Origin of the sequence: Domibacillus tundrae (assembly GCF_000970675.1) — a bacterium.
Classification (GTDB): domain Bacteria; phylum Bacillota; class Bacilli; order Bacillales; family Domibacillaceae; genus Domibacillus; species Domibacillus tundrae.
In genome coordinates, this window is record NZ_LAJA01000004.1 from 115,160 (window position 1) to 131,953 (window position 16,794).

Genomic DNA, 16,794 nt, shown 5'->3' on the forward strand with positions numbered 1-16,794 from the left:
GTGGATAGTTTAATTTCTTTGATTATTTTCACACTGCCGGGTTTGCTGGCTTATTTTTGGATTAATTTATTCGGATTGACACCGACCACAAAACGGGACAGCAGCGAAGTAGTAGCATTAAGTGCGTTACTTTGGATACCGATCGTCTCGATTGTATTATTTATCTATCAAATATTAGCCTGGGTTTCTAATTGGGAGATTATTGATCCATCTTTTGACGTCCCTATAGTAAAACAAGATTGGATGTTGATGGGGGGCAAGATCGCAGACATCAATAAGCTTTCTGATAATATATGGTTTCTTTTATACTATGTTGTTTCTAGTATAATAACGAGCTTTTACGTGGCTCGGTGGGTTTCCAATAAAGGATATAAGTTTTTAATGGATAAGGTAAATATGGTAAGAGAAGAAAATGGGATAGCGCCCTTTTCAAGCAAAACTACGGTTTGGAATGAGATGTTTTTAGGGAACGCCGGACAAATTGTGGAGTACTGTAAAGTAGAGGATGTTAATTTTAGCTTAATTGGATCTCTGGTAAACGTGCCGCGAGCACATGAAGTGGAAAAAGGTATTGTATTAGATGGTGTGGCACATTGGACAAGAGTAATGGAATACTACAATGTGCCAGTTGATAAAGTCTATATAGATACTAGTACGGGAGTAACCATAAAAATATATAATTTAGAAGGGGCCTTAGAGGCCCAATCTCTATTCAATGAACGTCTAGAAAACGGTTCTATTTCTTTGGAGTAACACCTGAAGATGGTTTAATAGTCATCGAGGGCTTATCAGCCGAGTTTTGGGTACCGGGTTTGATAGTCATTGATGGCTTATTCAGGGATTTTCCAATATTGACAACTCTTTTAGTCATTTATTCCACCTCCTTCTAACCAATAATATAAAATTTGTTATTGGTTGAGCAACATTAACATTCAGTAGGAGGCGATCTCCACTTTTAGTCACTTATTAGATTTATGGAGGTGAAAATAATTGGAAATTATGGATTACTTAAATAAAAGCTCCCAAATCACCCTCTTAGATACATTGCTTATTGCTGTGACTTCTTCTATCTTATCTATTATTTTGGTAAACCTTTCTAAAGCTTCTTTTTTAGTGGGTGGTCGGTGGCTTTTAAAATTAATTAAAGTGACTTATCATAAGGCGACTTATCAAAGTAGATACAATAGAAGGCTCAAGAAGGGGGATTTAACTACCCGAGAATATGTACAGTTTTGTGATAAAGAAAGAGATGGAACGATCAGCGAATTGGAATTGCACGCATTAAATAAAGTAAAAGAATCATTGGAAAAGAGACAAACAGAGAAACAAAAACAGTATGAGAAAAGTGAATGAAAAAACTCATACTTTTTCTCATACTGTTTTAAATAAATATAGACTATTATAATGGAAGAATTTAATCATAGCCTTTAATGGCTGATTTCCTTATAGGTATATTTATCAGCTTGTACCTATAAACGATATCCTTTATTATAGTAAAAGGATCAATGACTGAACGAGGGCATGCCGTAATGGAGGAATATGATGGTGAAAAGAGAATACTACCTTGAATACAAAATTAAAAAAAACCGCCCTGGCCTGCTCGGTGATATTTCATCCTTGCTTGGTATGCTGTCGATCAATATTGTGACAATTAACGGTGTAGACGATAAAAGCCGTGGCTTATTGATGCGAGCGGAAAGCGAAGATCAAATTAAGCGTCTTGAATCGATTTTACACACAATGGACACCATTGAAGTCGTAAAGCTGCGCGAACCAAAACTGCGCGATAAAATGGCTGTGCGGCATGGCCGCTATATTGAGCGGGACGCGGATGACCGGAAAACATTTCGCTTTGTACGAAGTGAGCTTGGACTTCTTGTTGATTTTATGGCAGAATTGTACAAAATGGATGGACACCGATTAATCGGCATTCGCGGCATGCCAAGAGTCGGCAAAACCGAATCGATCGTTGCTGCAAGTGTATGTGCGAATAAAAAATGGCTGTTCATGTCGTCGACAATGATTAAACAGACAGTTCGTGAACAATTATTGCGCGATGAATACAGTCCGAAAAATATTTTTATTTTGGATGGTGTTATTTCTGCTAATCGTGCTGGTGAAAAGCATTGGCAGCTTATTCGTGAAGTAATGCAGCTTCCGGCGGTAAAAGTCGTGGAACACCCAGACGTATTTGCAGAAAACAGCCACTATTCAATTGATGATTTCGACTATATCATTGAGCTCCGCAACGAACCGGATGAAGAGATTACGTATGAGGCGGTCGAAAAAAACAACATGTTTCAGGACTCGGAGTTCGGTGGGTTTAACTTTTAATATTGGAAGGTGTTATGGGTGACAGAATTAGGGAGAAAATTAAAGGAAGCGCGCGAATCAAAAGGGATGTCACTGTCTGACGTTCAGGAATCGACGAAAATTCAAAAGCGGTATCTTGAAGGCATTGAAGAAGGGGCTTATGACATTATGCCGGGCAAGTTTTATGTCCGGGCGTTTATTAAGCAATATGCAGAAGCAGTCGGGTTAAATGCAGAAGAATTATTTGAAGAGTTTAAAAGCGAAGTGCCATCCTCTAAAGAAGATGAAGTGCCGCTTCGGCCAACAGGGACCGCTGCCGCTGCTGATCAGAAGACACGTGTTGATGCGTCCAAACCCGTTCGCGAGTCTTCTAAATTGCTTGATTACTTGCCAAAGATTTTAGTAACAGCTTTTATTATCGGCGCACTCGTTTTAGTGTATGTACTTATTCCGAAAAGCGGATCTGAAAGTGATCCAGCTGTAGAAGAAGAAGTGCAAGTAGAAAAAGAACCAACAACAGAAGAACCGGCTGTAGAAGAAACACCTGCTGCTGAAGAAGAGCCTGTTGTGGAGGAAGAACCTGTACCAGCTGCACCAGTACAGACACTTTCGGCGGTTTCAACAAGCGGACGCCAGACGGTGTATGAACTTTCGGGCGCAAAAGCGTTTGAAGTGGCAGTTGCGTCAAAAGGTGAAACATGGATTGAAATTACAGACGGAAGCGGCAAAAGTTATTTCAGCGGCATGCTCGCAAACGGTCAAACCCAAACACACAACATGACTGGTCAAAAGGAAGCAAGGATTAAAGTCGGCTTTGCACCGGCTACCGTTATTACGGTGAATGGCGAAACACTTGCGTATAAGCTGCCAGCGGATGGGCAAGTGCTGCAGGATATTATTATTCGCCCGAAAGCACAATAACGGTCGTTTCTGGAGGGAATAGTTTTGAATTTACCTAATAAAATAACCATTTCACGCATTTTAATGATTCCATTCTTCATCTTAATTATGTCAGTTGATTTTGGCTGGGGAATGGTTCGCGTGTTTGGTACAGACATGCCGGTTGAACATTTAATCGGAGCGCTTCTTTTTATTGTGGCATCTACGACGGATTGGATCGACGGCTACATTGCCAGAAAGTACAACCTCGTCACAAATTTCGGCAAGTTTCTTGATCCGCTTGCTGACAAGTTGCTTGTATCGGCGGCGCTCATTATTTTAGTGGAGCTTCAATTGGCGCCGGCGTGGATTGTCATTGCGATTATTTGTCGTGAATTTGCGGTGACCGGGCTGCGTCTTATTTTAGCGGAAACCGGTGAAGTTGTAGCTGCGAATACGCTTGGGAAAATTAAAACGTGGACGCAGATTATTGCAATAGCTGTATTATTGCTGCATAATGCACCTTTTGAAAGCATGGGCATTCCGTTTGGGGATTTTATGCTTTGGATTGCATTGTTCTTTACACTTTGGTCTGGATGGGATTACTTTAAATTAAATAAAGATGTTTTTAAAAACTCGAAATAACAATAAGGCAGGCTGATTGAAAACGCTTGTCTTTCAAGACGCGCAGCCGTGCGAGGAGCGGAGTGACCGTGAGGGGTCATGAGCACCGGAGCCGGCAAGCAACGCAGAAAGCGAGCGTTTATCAACAGCCTGAGGCACCTTGGATTTCCAATGGTGCCTTTCGTCTACCAAAAGGGGAGTATACATACGATGAATGCTGAAATTATTGCTGTAGGATCAGAATTATTGCTTGGCCAAATTACGAATACCAATGCCCGCTTTTTATCGCAGCACCTAGCAGAAATTGGCGTGAATATTTATTATCATACCGTTGTCGGTGACAATGGAGAGCGGCTTGAAGATGCTGTGAAACTTGCAAAGCAGCGTGCGGATCTTATTATTTTTTCTGGGGGACTCGGACCGACTAAGGATGACTTGACGAAAGAAACAATTGCCCATTTAATTGGGACGACCCTTGAATACAACGAAGATGCGCTTCAAAGCATTGAGGCATACTTCACGAAGACAGGCCGCGTCATGACAGAAAACAATAAAAAGCAGGCACTTGTTATAAAAGATAGTATCGTTTTGACAAATGATAATGGAATGGCGCCTGGCATGTTCGCCAAAGCGGATGGAACGTATTATATGCTTTTGCCTGGTCCGCCGCGTGAAATGCAGCCAATGTTTTTAAACTATGGGCGCCCGGAAATTTTAAAAACGATGGAAAAAGTGGAGCGGATTGAATCAAGAGTATTGCGTTTCTTTGGGATCGGTGAGTCTACTCTTGAGACAGAAATTGATGATATTTTAATGAAGCAGACGAATCCCACGATTGCCCCGCTTGCAGGAGATGGAGAAGTGATTTTGCGCATTACAGCAAAACATGAATCTCCCGAAGAAGCCTATCGCTTGATTCAGCAGGCGGAGGATGAAATTTTGGAACGGGTCGGCACTTTTTTCTATGGATACGAAGAAACTACGATTGCCGCTGAACTGGCCGCAAAGCTTAAAGAAAAGCAAGTTACGATTGCGGCGGCGGAAAGCCTGACTGGCGGCTTGTTTTTAGGAGAGTTGACAGGCATTCCCGGTACAAGCGCTTTTGTAAAAGGCGGCATTGTTTGTTATACAAACGAAGTAAAAGAACAAATCTTGCAAGTGAAAAAAGAAACATTAGCCACTCACGGTGCAGTCAGCGCTGAATGTGCAAAAGAATTGGCCGAAAATGTGCGCAAGTTATGCGGATCGCAAATTGGAATCAGTTTTACAGGAGTCGCAGGTCCAGATGCGCTCGAAGGACATGAGCCGGGTACTGTATTTTTGGCGATTGCATCAAAGGGAAAGGAAACGATCATTCACCCCTTGAAAATGGCCGGAAGCCGTACGGGAATCCGGAAACGCACGGTTAAATACGGATGCCATTATTTGCTTCAAATGATTGATTGAATGTTCAGATAATAGATTGACGTTTTTTGGGAAAATCGATATACTTACGACGAACATACTAGATCAGGGGGGATTTGCGTGGCGAGAGAGCAATGGCAGGCAGAAACGAATTTATTGCATGGCGGACAGCAGCCGGATCCGGTTACCGGTGCCAGGGCGGTGCCGATTTACGAAACGACATCGTACGTATTTAAGGATACGGACCATGCGCGGGCGCTATTCGCGCTTGAAGAAGCGGGAAATATTTATACACGTATTACGAATCCGACAGTTGACGTGTTTGAAAAACGGATCGCGCTTTTAGAAGGCGGCGCAGCAGCAGTGGCTATGTCATCGGGGATGGCTGCCATTTCATTTGCGATTATGAATGTGGCGCATGCCGGGGATGAAATTGTCGCCGCTGCTAACCTTTACGGCGGTACATATAATTTATTTGCTAACACACTTCCGAAATACGGCATTAATGTAACATTTGTTGATTCGGCTGACCCGGAAAATTTCCGGAAAGCCATTACGCCAAAAACGAAAGCAGTGTTTGCAGAGATTATCGGCAATCCTTCTTTGAGTGTATTAGACGTTGAGGCAATATCCTCTATCGCTCACGAAAGTGGCATACCACTTATTATAGATAATACGTTTGCGTCGCCATATGGTTCTCAGCCAATTAAATGGGGGGCGGACATCGTTGTTCACTCAGCGACAAAGTGGATCAGCGGTCATGGAACGGTAATCGGCGGCGTTGTTGTGGACAGCGGGACCTTTAACTGGAACACGGATAAGTTTCCAGGCTTTACGACGCCGGATGAGTCATACAACGGCCTGAAATTCGCTGATATTGAAGGGCCGGCTTTTGCGATTAAGCTTCGTGTGCAGCTTTTGCGGGACTTCGGTCCGTCGATTAGTGCAAACAGCGCGTTTTTATTGCTCCAAGGACTTGAAACGCTGCATCTTCGTATTCAGCGCCATCACGAAAACACACAGAAAATCATTGCCTTTTTGAAAGAACATCCAGGTGTTGAATGGGTCAAACATCCGTCGCTGCCGGATCATCCCTCTCATGAGCTTGCGAAAAAATATTTAAATGGCACATTTGGCTCTATTGTTGTTTTTGGCATTAAAGGCGATCGTGATGCAGGGAAAAAAGCTATCGATTCCGTTGAACTTTGGTCACATGTGGCGAATGTCGGCGATGGTAAATCGCTTATTATCCATCCGGCATCTACTACACATCAGCAGCTAAGCGCTGATGGGCTGAAAGAGTCCGGGGTTACAGAAGAATTAATCCGTCTTTCTGTCGGTTTGGAGTCCCCAGAGGACTTAATTGCTGATTTGAAGCAGGCGATTGAAAAGGGAAGCGGGATTTCTTCATAAATATGAGTCTGCCGGTTGTTCCGGCGGGCTTTTTTTCTATGATCCATGATATAATAAACAAGCGATCAGCCGATTGCTGCAGAAAATTCTTCTATTACTCTTCTGGTTCTTCACTAACAGTACTTTACGGAATTCCTTCCATTTTATCGTTATTTTTCTTTTTGAAAGCAGGTGAAAAAAGTCGAATAAATGTTCGTTTTTTGCTTGTAATTTATTGCTGATTACGGTATAGTTAAGTCAGGTTCCAACACAACTTGCAAAACAGCTGTTCCTAATATAGATACGTATTTTTTAAGGAGGAATTTTATAGTGAACGATCGTCAGGCTGCCTTAGATATGGCGCTTAAACAAATTGAAAAGCAATTCGGAAAAGGATCGGTAATGAAGCTAGGTGAACAACCGGAACGTCGTGTCTCTACATCACCAAGCGGGTCGCTTGCACTCGATTCAGCACTGGGAATAGGCGGCTATCCGCGTGGACGTGTAGTGGAGATTTACGGTCCTGAGAGCTCAGGAAAAACAACGGTTGCACTTCATGCCATCGCGGAAATACAGTCACAAGGCGGACAGGCGGCGTTTATCGATGCTGAGCATGCCCTTGATCCTGTCTACGCTCAAAAGCTCGGTGTGAACATTGACGAACTTCTTTTATCGCAGCCGGATACAGGCGAGCAGGCATTGGAAATTGCCGAAGCGCTTGTACGAAGCGGTGCGGTTGATATTATTGTCATTGACTCGGTTGCAGCGCTTGTGCCGAAAGCAGAAATTGAAGGCGAAATGGGTGCCTCACACGTTGGCTTGCAGGCCCGTCTTATGTCTCAGGCTCTTCGCAAGCTGTCAGGTGCGATTAACAAGTCCAACACAATCGCTATTTTTATTAACCAGATTCGTGAAAAGGTTGGAGTTATGTTCGGAAATCCCGAGATAACGCCTGGGGGCCGTGCCCTTAAGTTTTACAGCTCTGTCCGTCTTGAGGTAAGACGGGCTGAAGCGTTAAAACAAGGCAATGATATTGTCGGGAATAAAACAAAAATCAAAGTAGTGAAAAATAAAGTGGCACCACCGTTTCGTGTCGCAGAAGTCGATATTATGTATGGAGAAGGCATTTCACGTGAAGGTGAAATTATCGATCTCGGTTCAGAGGAAGATATCGTCGAAAAAAGCGGCGCCTGGTATTCATATAAAGGCGAACGACTCGGACAAGGCCGTGAAAATGCAAAACAATTTTTAAAAGAAAATCCGGAAATACGCCATGAGATCATGATGAAAATTCGTGAGCGTTACGGTTTAGATAAGGTGCCGGAAGTTCCGTCTGCAGAAGAAAACAACGGAGCAGATACACTTTTCGAAGAAAAATAACTGAAAAAAGCAGGAGACGGGCCGCCCGTTTTCCTGCTTTTTTTGTTAACCCCTTTAGAAATAAGGGGTTTCATGGAGAAAACCTTGACAATAAAATTTTACACCGATAAAATTAAAGTTGTATATTTGACATTTTTTATCTTGAAAATGGAAATGTAGCGCTGTTTGTTTCATAATTTTATGCGACAGCAGCCAACATGTGAAACACATGACAATTATTTATAGCAAGAGGAGGTGAAATGATGGAACCCATTACAATCATCTCCATTTTGCTTGGCCTTATCATTGGTGTCGTTGTTGGCTATTTTGTACGAAAATCAATTGCCGAATCAAAAATCGCGGGCGCACGCAGCGCTGCAGACCAAATTGTAGAAGATGCAAAACGGGAAGCAGAAGCGTCGAAAAAAGAAGCTCTTTTAGAGGCAAAGGATGAAATTCATAAATTGCGCACGGAAACCGAACATGATCTCCGTGAAAGACGAAATGAATTACAAAAACAAGAAAATCGCCTCCTTCAAAAAGAAGAAAACCTTGATCGAAAGGATGATTCCCTAAACAAGCGGGAAGATATGCTCGAACATAAAGAGGCAGCGTTAAACACAAAACAACAACATATTGAAGAGATGGACAGCAAAGTGGATGAGATGGTGAAAAAGCAGCAATCCGAGCTTGAGCGAATTTCTGCTCTGACACGTGACGAAGCGCGCTCCATCATTTTAGAACGGACTGAACAAGAATTATCCCACGATATTGCCATCATGGTAAAAGAGAACGAGCATCGTGCGAAGGAAGAATCCGACAAAAAAGCACGTGAAGTGTTGTCACTTGCGATTCAGCGGTTTGCAGCCGATCATGTGGCTGAAACGACTGTATCTGTCGTCACATTGCCGAACGATGAGATGAAAGGGCGCATTATCGGACGTGAAGGCCGCAACATCCGTACACTTGAAACGCTGACAGGCATCGATTTAATTATCGATGACACGCCTGAAGCCGTTATTTTGTCCGGCTTTGATCCGATCCGCCGCGAAACAGCCCGAATCGCCTTGGAGAAATTGGTGCAGGACGGACGTATTCATCCGGCGCGTATTGAAGAAATGGTTGACAAAGCGCGGCGTGAGGTAGATGAGCATATTCGTGAAATCGGTGAGCAGACAACATTTGACGTTGGTGTTCACGGTTTGCATCCAGACCTCATCAAAATTCTCGGCCGCCTAAAATACCGGACAAGCTATGGACAAAACGTGCTGAAACACTCGGTTGAAGTCGCGTATTTATCCGGTCTTTTAGCAGCCGAACTCGGTGAAGACGAAACACTTGCCCGCCGAGCAGGACTTCTGCATGACATCGGCAAAGCGGTCGACCATGAGGTGGAAGGCAGCCACGTTGAAATCGGTGTTGAGCTCGGTCAGAAGTACAAAGAGCATCCGGTTGTCATCAACAGTATTGCATCACACCATGGCGACACAGAACCAACATCGGTTATTGCCGTTTTAGTCGCTGCAGCAGATGCATTGTCTGCCGCAAGACCAGGCGCACGCAGTGAAACACTCGAAAACTACATTCGCCGCTTAGAAAAACTCGAAGAAATTTCGGAATCATATGATGGTGTCGAAAAATCATTTGCCATCCAGGCTGGTCGTGAAGTACGGATCATGGTAAAACCGGAGCAAATTGATGACCTGCAGGCACACCGCCTTGCGCGTGATATCCGCAAACGCATTGAAGGAGAACTTGATTATCCGGGTCATATTAAAGTAACCGTTATTCGTGAAACAAGAGCAGTTGAATATGCAAAATAAGTGAAAGCGGTGTGCGAAAAAAGCACCGCTTTTCTTTTAGGTTAAAAAAGAATATATTTTCAATGATGGCCAGCTCCAGGCGCCATCAGCTCGAGGGCTCACAGGATGTGAGTCACAAAGGCGTTGCGGCACGATGCCGCGTTCTTAGCCTTTGCTCTAAGACAGATTGTCTTATGCTTGTCGCTGAAAGACGGGCGCCTTGCGCTTTTCTTATTGCGAAAAGAAAGAAGGAGAAAAATGGATCTATTATTTATAGGGGACGTCGTCGGATCGCCAGGCCGTGACATGGTTAGTGAGTACGTACCGAGATTAAAGAAAAAATATCGTCCGGGCATCACGATCATTAATGGGGAAAATGCTGCGGGCGGGCGCGGCATTACAGAGAAAATTTATAAAAAATTTATGCAGGATGGTGCCAATGTCGTCACACTCGGCAACCACGCATGGGATAATAGAGATATTTTTGAATTTATTGATACAGCGAAATGGCTCGTCCGTCCGGCAAACTTTCCAGCCTCGGTTCCAGGTCAGGGCATTGCATACGTACCAGCGGGAGAGTTTGAAGTAGCCGTTATTAATTTGCAGGGCCGTGTTTTTATGAACGATCTTGACTGCCCGTTTCATAAAGCAGATCAACTTGTGGAAGAAGCAAAAAAGCGGACACCGTTTATCTTCGTTGACTTTCATGCTGAGACAACGAGTGAAAAACAGGCGATGGGCTGGTTTTTAGATGGGCGGGTTACGGCGGTTGTCGGAACGCATACGCACGTGCAGACAGCGGACAACCGCGTGCTGCCAGGCGGAACTGCTTATTTAACTGACGCAGGAATGACGGGTCCATATGACGGAATTCTTGGTATGGAAAAAGAATCGATTATCCAAAAGTTTCAAAATCAGCTGCCGGCGAGATTTGAAGTGCCGAAAGAAGGACGCACGCAGTTGTCCGGATGTCTCGTTCAAACAGATCGAAAAACGGGGCTTGCAAAATCGATTCAACGCATTTTAATAAACGACGATTATCCTTTTAACGATTATTAATTCATAGCCCCTCTTCATTTGAATATATATGAAAGACGAATGGAGGCTTCAAAAGGGGGATTAGGGAATGGATGTCTTAAAAGTATCATCAAAATCAAATCCAAACTCGGTAGCCGGTGCATTGGCCGGAACGATGCGGGAAAAAGGCAGTGCTGAAATACAAGCCGTCGGGGCAGGCGCGCTGAATCAAGCGGTGAAAGCGGTCGCGATTGCAAGAGGATTTGTGGCACCCGGCGGCATTGATTTAATTTGCATACCGGCTTTTACAAGTATTATGATCGCAGGAGAAGCACGCACGGCGATGAAATTAATTATCCAGTGCCGTTAAACATTCCAGCCATTTGGCTGGAATGTTTTTTTATATAAATGTTTTTGCATTTTTCCAACAAAAGAAGTACACTAGGAACATTGTTTTAATCCGATTAAATTAGTTAGTTTTTTACATAGATCGAACGTTTACCAGTTGTAGAGTATTCATATAGTGATTTATATATAAAAATGATACACTATAAGAAGCAGAAAAATGATGCGGTCATATTTAAAGGAGTGTTTGGAACAATGGCAGAGCAGCTTTCTTGGAAAGTGGGAGGACAGCAAGGGGAAGGAATTGAAAGCACGGGAGAAATTTTCTCCATGGCGTTGAACCGCCTTGGATACTATTTATATGGGTATCGCCACTTCTCATCCCGTATTAAAGGCGGACATACAAACAATAAAATTCGTGTCAGTACTAAAAAAGTGAGTGCGGTTGCGGATGATCTTGATATATTAGTAGCATTCGACCAGGAAACAATTGATGTGAATTACCATGAACTTCATGCAAATGGCATTATTATTGCCGATACAAAGTTCAATCCGGTAAAGCCTGATGATACGGAAGCGGCTTTTTACGCAGTTCCGTTTACGGAAATTGCGACAGAGCTAGGCACTTCTTTAATGAAAAACATGGTTGCTGTAGGGGCAACGTGTTCAATTATTAACCTGGATGTCTCTGTTTTTCTTGGTGTGGTTGAAGAAATTTTTAGCCGTAAAGGCGAAATGGTCGTTCAAAAGAACATGGAAGCGATCCAGCAAGGTTATGACCATATGAAAGAACAGCTTAATGGTGACACGAGCGCTCTTCAGCTTCCGCCTGCGGACGGCAAGAAACGCATGTTTATGATCGGAAATGACGCGATTGCGCTTGGTGCATTGGCAGCGGGTGTTCGCTTAATGGCAGCGTATCCGATTACGCCGGCCTCCGAAATTATGGAGTATTTAATTAAAAAACTCCCCAAAGTCGGCGGTACAGTCATTCAAACCGAGGATGAAATTGCGGCAGCAACGATGGCGATCGGGGCAAATTACGGCGGTATTCGATCATTCACGGCGTCTGCAGGACCAGGCTTGTCTCTTATGATGGAAGCGATCGGTCTTTCAGGCATGACAGAAACGCCGCTTGTTGTCATTGACACACAGCGTGGCGGTCCATCAACGGGTCTTCCGACAAAACAGGAACAATCAGATCTAATGGCGATGATCTACGGCACGCACGGCGAAATTCCGAAAGTCGTCATTGCGCCGGGCACAGCGGAAGAAGGCTTTTATGATACGGTTGAAGCGTTCAACATTGCCGAAGAATACCAAGTACCGGTCATCTTGTTATCCGACTTGCAGCTGTCACTCGGCAAGCATACCGTTGAGCAGCTTGACTACAGCAAAGTGAACATTCGCCGTGGCAAACTTATGAAAGAAGGCATTGAACCACGCGAGGATAAATCGTATTTTAAACGATATGAAGTGACAGAAGATGGTGTATCGCCGCGTGTGATTCCAGGTGTAAGCGGCGGGATTCACCACGTAACTGGCGTAGAGCACGATGAGACAGGCAAACCATCAGAATCACCGGCAAATCGGAAAGCGCAAATGGACAAGCGTATGAGAAAGCTTAACCAGCTGGCAAATGTCTTCCCGAACCCTATTTACAAAAATGCAAAACACGAAGAAGCGGATCTTTTATTAATTGGCTTTAATTCAACAGGCGGTGCGATTGAAGAAGCGATGGAGCGTCTTGAAGCAGAAGGTGTGAAAGTAAACCACGCGCGTGTCCGTCTCGTACATCCATTCCCGACAGCGGACATTTTGCCACTTATTGAATCGGCAAAAAATGTCGCGGTCGTCGAAAACAATGCAACTGGACAACTGGCAAGCATTATCAAAATGAACGCCGGCTATCCGCAAAAAATTAAAAGCATCTTAAAGTATGACGGCAATCCGTTCTTGCCGCATCATATTGTTGAGAGCAGCAAGGAGCTGATTTAATTATGGCAACAGCAGCAACTGCAACGTTTAAAGATTTTCGTAATAACGTCAAACCAAACTGGTGCCCAGGCTGCGGTGACTTCTCCGTACAGGCTGCGATTCAGCGTGCGGCGGCGAATGTCGGCTTGACGCCTGAAAAACTGGCGGTTATTTCTGGCATTGGCTGTTCTGGACGTATTTCGGGCTACATTAATTCATATGGACTTCACGGCATTCACGGCCGCGCTCTTCCGATTGCTCAAGGCGTGAAAATGGCCAATAAAGAGTTGACTGTTATTGCATCCGGTGGCGACGGCGACGGTTTTGCGATCGGAATGGGTCACACCATTCACGCAATGCGCCGCAACATTGACTTAACATATATCGTCATGGATAACCAAATTTATGGATTGACGAAAGGACAGACGTCTCCGCGTTCAGCGGCCGGATTTAAAACGAAATCGACACCGCTCGGCTCGATTGAACAGACGTTATCACCGATGCAGCTCGCCGTTACAACCGGCGCGACATTTGTCGCACAAAGTTTTTCAACTGATTTAAAAGATTTAACAGCGATCATTGAAGCCGGGATTAACCATAAAGGCTTTTCATTGATTAATGTATTCAGCCCGTGTGTCACGTACAATAAAGTGAACACGTATGATTGGTTTAAAGAAAATTTAACAAAGCTTTCAACAATTGAAGGCTACGACCCGGCCGACCGTCAAGGCGCGATGAACACACTTATGCAGCATGATGACCTTGTCACAGGCATCATTTATCAAGATACTGAACGTCCATCGTACCAGGATCTTGTAGAAGGCTATGCCGAAACACCGCTTTCTGAAGCGGAACTGAATCTTGGCGCGGAAGCATTTGATCAGCTTATCAAAGAATTTATGTAATTTTTATGGCGCAGAGGAGAGAAATCTCTGCGTCTTTTTCTGGCGCGCGCTTGAGTAGAGTCTTTCGACGGTATATACTTAGGAAATGTGCACGATAGTTTGAAAGATCGGAAAGGGGATTTACCATGAACGAGGAACAACGAAAAGACAGCGAACAGGCTCATCCATCGGACAAAAAATCCGCTAAGGACTACAGCCAGTATTTCGAAACCGTCTATACGCCGCCTTCTTTAAAAGATGCAAAAAAGCGCGGGAAAGAAGAAGTGGCGTATCATCACGACTTTAAAATTGATGAACGCTTTCAAGGAATGGGCAAAGGCAAAAACTTTTATATTCGGACGTACGGATGCCAAATGAATGCGCATGACACTGAAGTGATGGCGGGCATTTTCATGGCACTAGGCTACAATGTGGTTGAAACACCGGAGGAAGCGGACGTGATTTTGTTAAATACGTGTGCTATCCGTGAAAATGCGGAAAACAAAGTATTTGGCGAAATCGGCTTTTTAAAGCATTTAAAGCGGGACAATCCGAACTTGCTGCTTGGCGTATGCGGCTGCATGTCACAGGAAGAATCCGTCGTCAACAAAATCTTGAAATCGTACCACCATGTGGATATGATTTTTGGTACGCATAACATTCACCGCCTGCCGGAAATTTTAAATGAAGCATACATGTCCAAAGAAACGGTCATTGAAGTGTGGTCTAAAGAAGGCGATGTTATTGAAAATCTTCCGAAAAAGCGTCAGGGCAATGTCAAAGCATGGGTAAACATCATGTATGGCTGCGATAAATTCTGTACGTACTGCATCGTGCCGTATACACGCGGAAAAGAACGGAGCCGACGCCCGGATGAGATTATCCAGGAAGTGCGCCAGCTTGCCGCGCAAGGCTATCAGGAAGTGATGCTGCTTGGACAAAACGTGAACGCATATGGAAAAGATTTTGATGATATAGAATATCGACTTGGCGATCTAATGGATGAAATCCGCCAGATCGGCATTTCGCGCGTGCGCTTTACAACAAGTCATCCGCGTGATTTTGACGATCATTTAATTGAAGTCCTTGCAAAAGGCGGCAATTTAATGGATCACATTCATCTGCCCGTACAAAGCGGTTCAACAGATGTATTGAAAATTATGGCCCGCAAATATACACGTGAGCAGTTTTTAGAGCTTGTCCGCAAAATTAAAACGGCAATGCCGGACGTCGCGCTGACAACGGATATTATCGTCGGCTATCCGAACGAAACGGATGAACAGTTTGAAGAAACGATGTCGCTGTACCGTGAAGTTGGATTTGAAATGGCGTATACGTACGTTTATTCGCCGCGTGAAGGAACACCAGCCGCTAAAATGACGGACAATGTACCGATGGACGTGAAAAAGGCACGACTGCAGCGTTTAAATGCGCTTGTGAACGAATTATCAGGTGAATCAATGAAGCGGTATAAAGGACAAATTGTCGACGTGCTGATCGACGGGGAAAGCAAGAAAAACCCGGACGTTCTCGCAGGTTATACATCAAAAAGCAAGCTCGTTAACGTGAAAGCACCGAAATCCGCGATCGGAAAAATCATTCCGGTGAAAATCATTGAAACGAAGTCGTGGTCAATGGACGGAGAAGCAGTAGAAATCGAAAATATGGCCGGGGTGAACTAATATGGAAAAAACAATCTATACAAAAGATGAGATTATTGCCAAAGCAACGGAAATCGCCAATATGATTTCCGCGACAGAAGAAGTGGAATTTTTCAAACAGGCAGAAGCGAAAATTCATGAAAACCAAAAGCTGCGTGAAAAAATGGCCGGGTTAAAAAGTCTGCAAAAACAAGCCGTTAATTTTCAGCACTATAAAAAAGTAGAAGCCTCAAAAATGGTGGAGGAAAAAATCGCCAAAATTGAGCAGGAACTTGATGAAATGCCGATTGTTCAGCAGTTTAAGCAGTCACAGACCGATGTAAACGAAATTTTGCAAATGGTTGCAACAGCGATTTCTAATAAAGTAACGGATAACATCATTAACGAAACAGGCGGCGATATTCTTCGCGGCGAAACAGGCGCTCACGTGCAAAACAGCACACCGGGCAGCTGCTGATCATTTTTCATCCTGCCTGTAACGGGCAGGATTTTTTCTTTTAGTGAGTGCTTGCCGCTCATAACAGCCGCTCCGCGCTTTTAAATTATTGGGCACCCGTCTTACTCTCCCTGCATACAATACAAAGACCACATCAGAGGAGGGACAACAGATTGAGCCAATTCCGAGAGATCATTACGAAGTCCGTCGTTGCCAAAGGCCGGAAATATACACAGACGCACCATACCATTTTGCCGCCGAATAAACCGTCAGGTATTTTAGGGTGCTGGATTATCAACCACGAATACAAAGCGAAAAAATCAGACAAAAAAGTAGACGTATTTGGCACGTATGAAATTAACGTCTGGTACTCGTACCAAAACCATACGAAAACGGCTGTTGTCACGGATAAAGTAGAATATAAAGACGTCCTCAATTTAACGTATCGTGACGACGACTGCGAAGGCGATGACGACGTCTGGGTAAAAGTCTTGCAGCAGCCAAACTGTCAGGAAGCGGTCATTTCGGAATCCGGCACGAAAATTAATGTGCAGGCAGAACGGGAATTGACGGTGGAAGTGACGGGAGAAACGAAAGTGACTGTAGCGTTTCATGACTACGAAGACGAGTGGGACTGCGAGCGGGAAACAGCGGAAGAACATCACGAAAAGTAAAATGGGTGGCGGGAAACGAACTATTTT

Annotated in this window: 16 protein-coding genes; all 16 read left to right on the top strand. The window is 44.1% G+C overall.

Features of this window, described 5'->3' with window-relative positions:
- The 16 genes from VQ00_RS05985 to cotE all read left to right on the top strand — a co-directional run bounded on the left by VQ00_RS05985 (position 1) and on the right by cotE (position 16,767).
- Positions 1-753 carry a hypothetical protein gene (locus tag VQ00_RS05985; protein WP_046179245.1) on the top strand — a complete coding sequence of 251 codons (753 nt, stop codon included), beginning with the start codon at positions 1-3 and terminating at the stop codon, positions 751-753.
- A gap of 237 nt (positions 754-990) precedes the next feature.
- Complete coding sequence (locus tag VQ00_RS05990; protein ID WP_046179246.1) at positions 991-1,353, top strand: hypothetical protein; 363 nt, start codon at positions 991-993, stop codon at positions 1,351-1,353.
- 189 nt (positions 1,354-1,542) lie between these two features.
- Positions 1,543-2,334: a DUF3388 domain-containing protein gene (locus VQ00_RS05995; protein ID WP_046179247.1), complete on the top strand. Its 792-nt coding sequence runs from the start codon at positions 1,543-1,545 to the stop codon at positions 2,332-2,334.
- An 18-nt stretch (positions 2,335-2,352) separates the two neighbouring features.
- Positions 2,353-3,234, top strand: coding sequence for a helix-turn-helix domain-containing protein (locus VQ00_RS06000; protein WP_046179248.1), 882 nt, complete (start codon positions 2,353-2,355; stop codon positions 3,232-3,234).
- A 24-nt stretch (positions 3,235-3,258) separates the two neighbouring features.
- Entirely contained in the window at positions 3,259-3,837 is a 579-nt protein-coding gene (gene pgsA / locus VQ00_RS06005) for a CDP-diacylglycerol--glycerol-3-phosphate 3-phosphatidyltransferase (protein WP_046179249.1), read from the top strand.
- A 189-nt stretch (positions 3,838-4,026) separates the two neighbouring features.
- The gene (locus tag VQ00_RS06010; RefSeq protein ID WP_046179250.1) at positions 4,027-5,262 is read left to right on the top strand and encodes a competence/damage-inducible protein A; all 1,236 of its coding nucleotides are present in this window, start codon (positions 4,027-4,029) and stop codon (positions 5,260-5,262) included.
- Between the two features lie 78 nt (positions 5,263-5,340).
- Positions 5,341-6,633 carry an O-acetylhomoserine aminocarboxypropyltransferase/cysteine synthase family protein gene (locus VQ00_RS06015; RefSeq protein ID WP_046179251.1) on the top strand — a complete coding sequence of 431 codons (1,293 nt, stop codon included), beginning with the start codon at positions 5,341-5,343 and terminating at the stop codon, positions 6,631-6,633.
- A gap of 309 nt (positions 6,634-6,942) precedes the next feature.
- Positions 6,943-7,992 carry a recombinase RecA gene (recA, locus tag VQ00_RS06020; protein ID WP_046179252.1) on the top strand — a complete coding sequence of 350 codons (1,050 nt, stop codon included), beginning with the start codon at positions 6,943-6,945 and terminating at the stop codon, positions 7,990-7,992.
- Between the two features lie 242 nt (positions 7,993-8,234).
- Entirely contained in the window at positions 8,235-9,794 is a 1,560-nt protein-coding gene (gene rny, locus VQ00_RS06025; protein ID WP_046179253.1) for a ribonuclease Y, read from the top strand.
- A gap of 237 nt (positions 9,795-10,031) precedes the next feature.
- Complete coding sequence (locus VQ00_RS06030) at positions 10,032-10,832, top strand: TIGR00282 family metallophosphoesterase (RefSeq protein ID WP_046179254.1); 801 nt, start codon at positions 10,032-10,034, stop codon at positions 10,830-10,832.
- Positions 10,833-10,899: 67 nt separating this feature from the next.
- Positions 10,900-11,160, top strand: a complete 261-nt coding sequence (locus VQ00_RS06035) for a stage V sporulation protein S (protein WP_046179255.1) — start codon at positions 10,900-10,902, stop codon at positions 11,158-11,160.
- Between the two features lie 230 nt (positions 11,161-11,390).
- Complete coding sequence (locus VQ00_RS06040; protein WP_046179256.1) at positions 11,391-13,133, top strand: 2-oxoacid:acceptor oxidoreductase subunit alpha; 1,743 nt, start codon at positions 11,391-11,393, stop codon at positions 13,131-13,133.
- 2 nt (positions 13,134-13,135) lie between these two features.
- Positions 13,136-14,017, top strand: a complete 882-nt coding sequence (locus tag VQ00_RS06045) for a 2-oxoacid:ferredoxin oxidoreductase subunit beta (protein WP_046179257.1) — start codon at positions 13,136-13,138, stop codon at positions 14,015-14,017.
- 125 nt (positions 14,018-14,142) lie between these two features.
- On the top strand, positions 14,143-15,678 hold the full coding sequence (gene miaB, locus VQ00_RS06050) for a tRNA (N6-isopentenyl adenosine(37)-C2)-methylthiotransferase MiaB (protein ID WP_046179258.1): 1,536 nt from the start codon (positions 14,143-14,145) through the stop codon (positions 15,676-15,678).
- Position 15,679: 1 nt separating this feature from the next.
- Positions 15,680-16,114: a YlbF/YmcA family competence regulator gene (locus tag VQ00_RS06055; protein WP_046179259.1), complete on the top strand. Its 435-nt coding sequence runs from the start codon at positions 15,680-15,682 to the stop codon at positions 16,112-16,114.
- A gap of 152 nt (positions 16,115-16,266) precedes the next feature.
- Complete coding sequence (gene cotE / locus VQ00_RS06060) at positions 16,267-16,767, top strand: outer spore coat protein CotE (RefSeq protein ID WP_046179260.1); 501 nt, start codon at positions 16,267-16,269, stop codon at positions 16,765-16,767.
- Positions 16,768-16,794 lie beyond the last annotated feature (27 nt).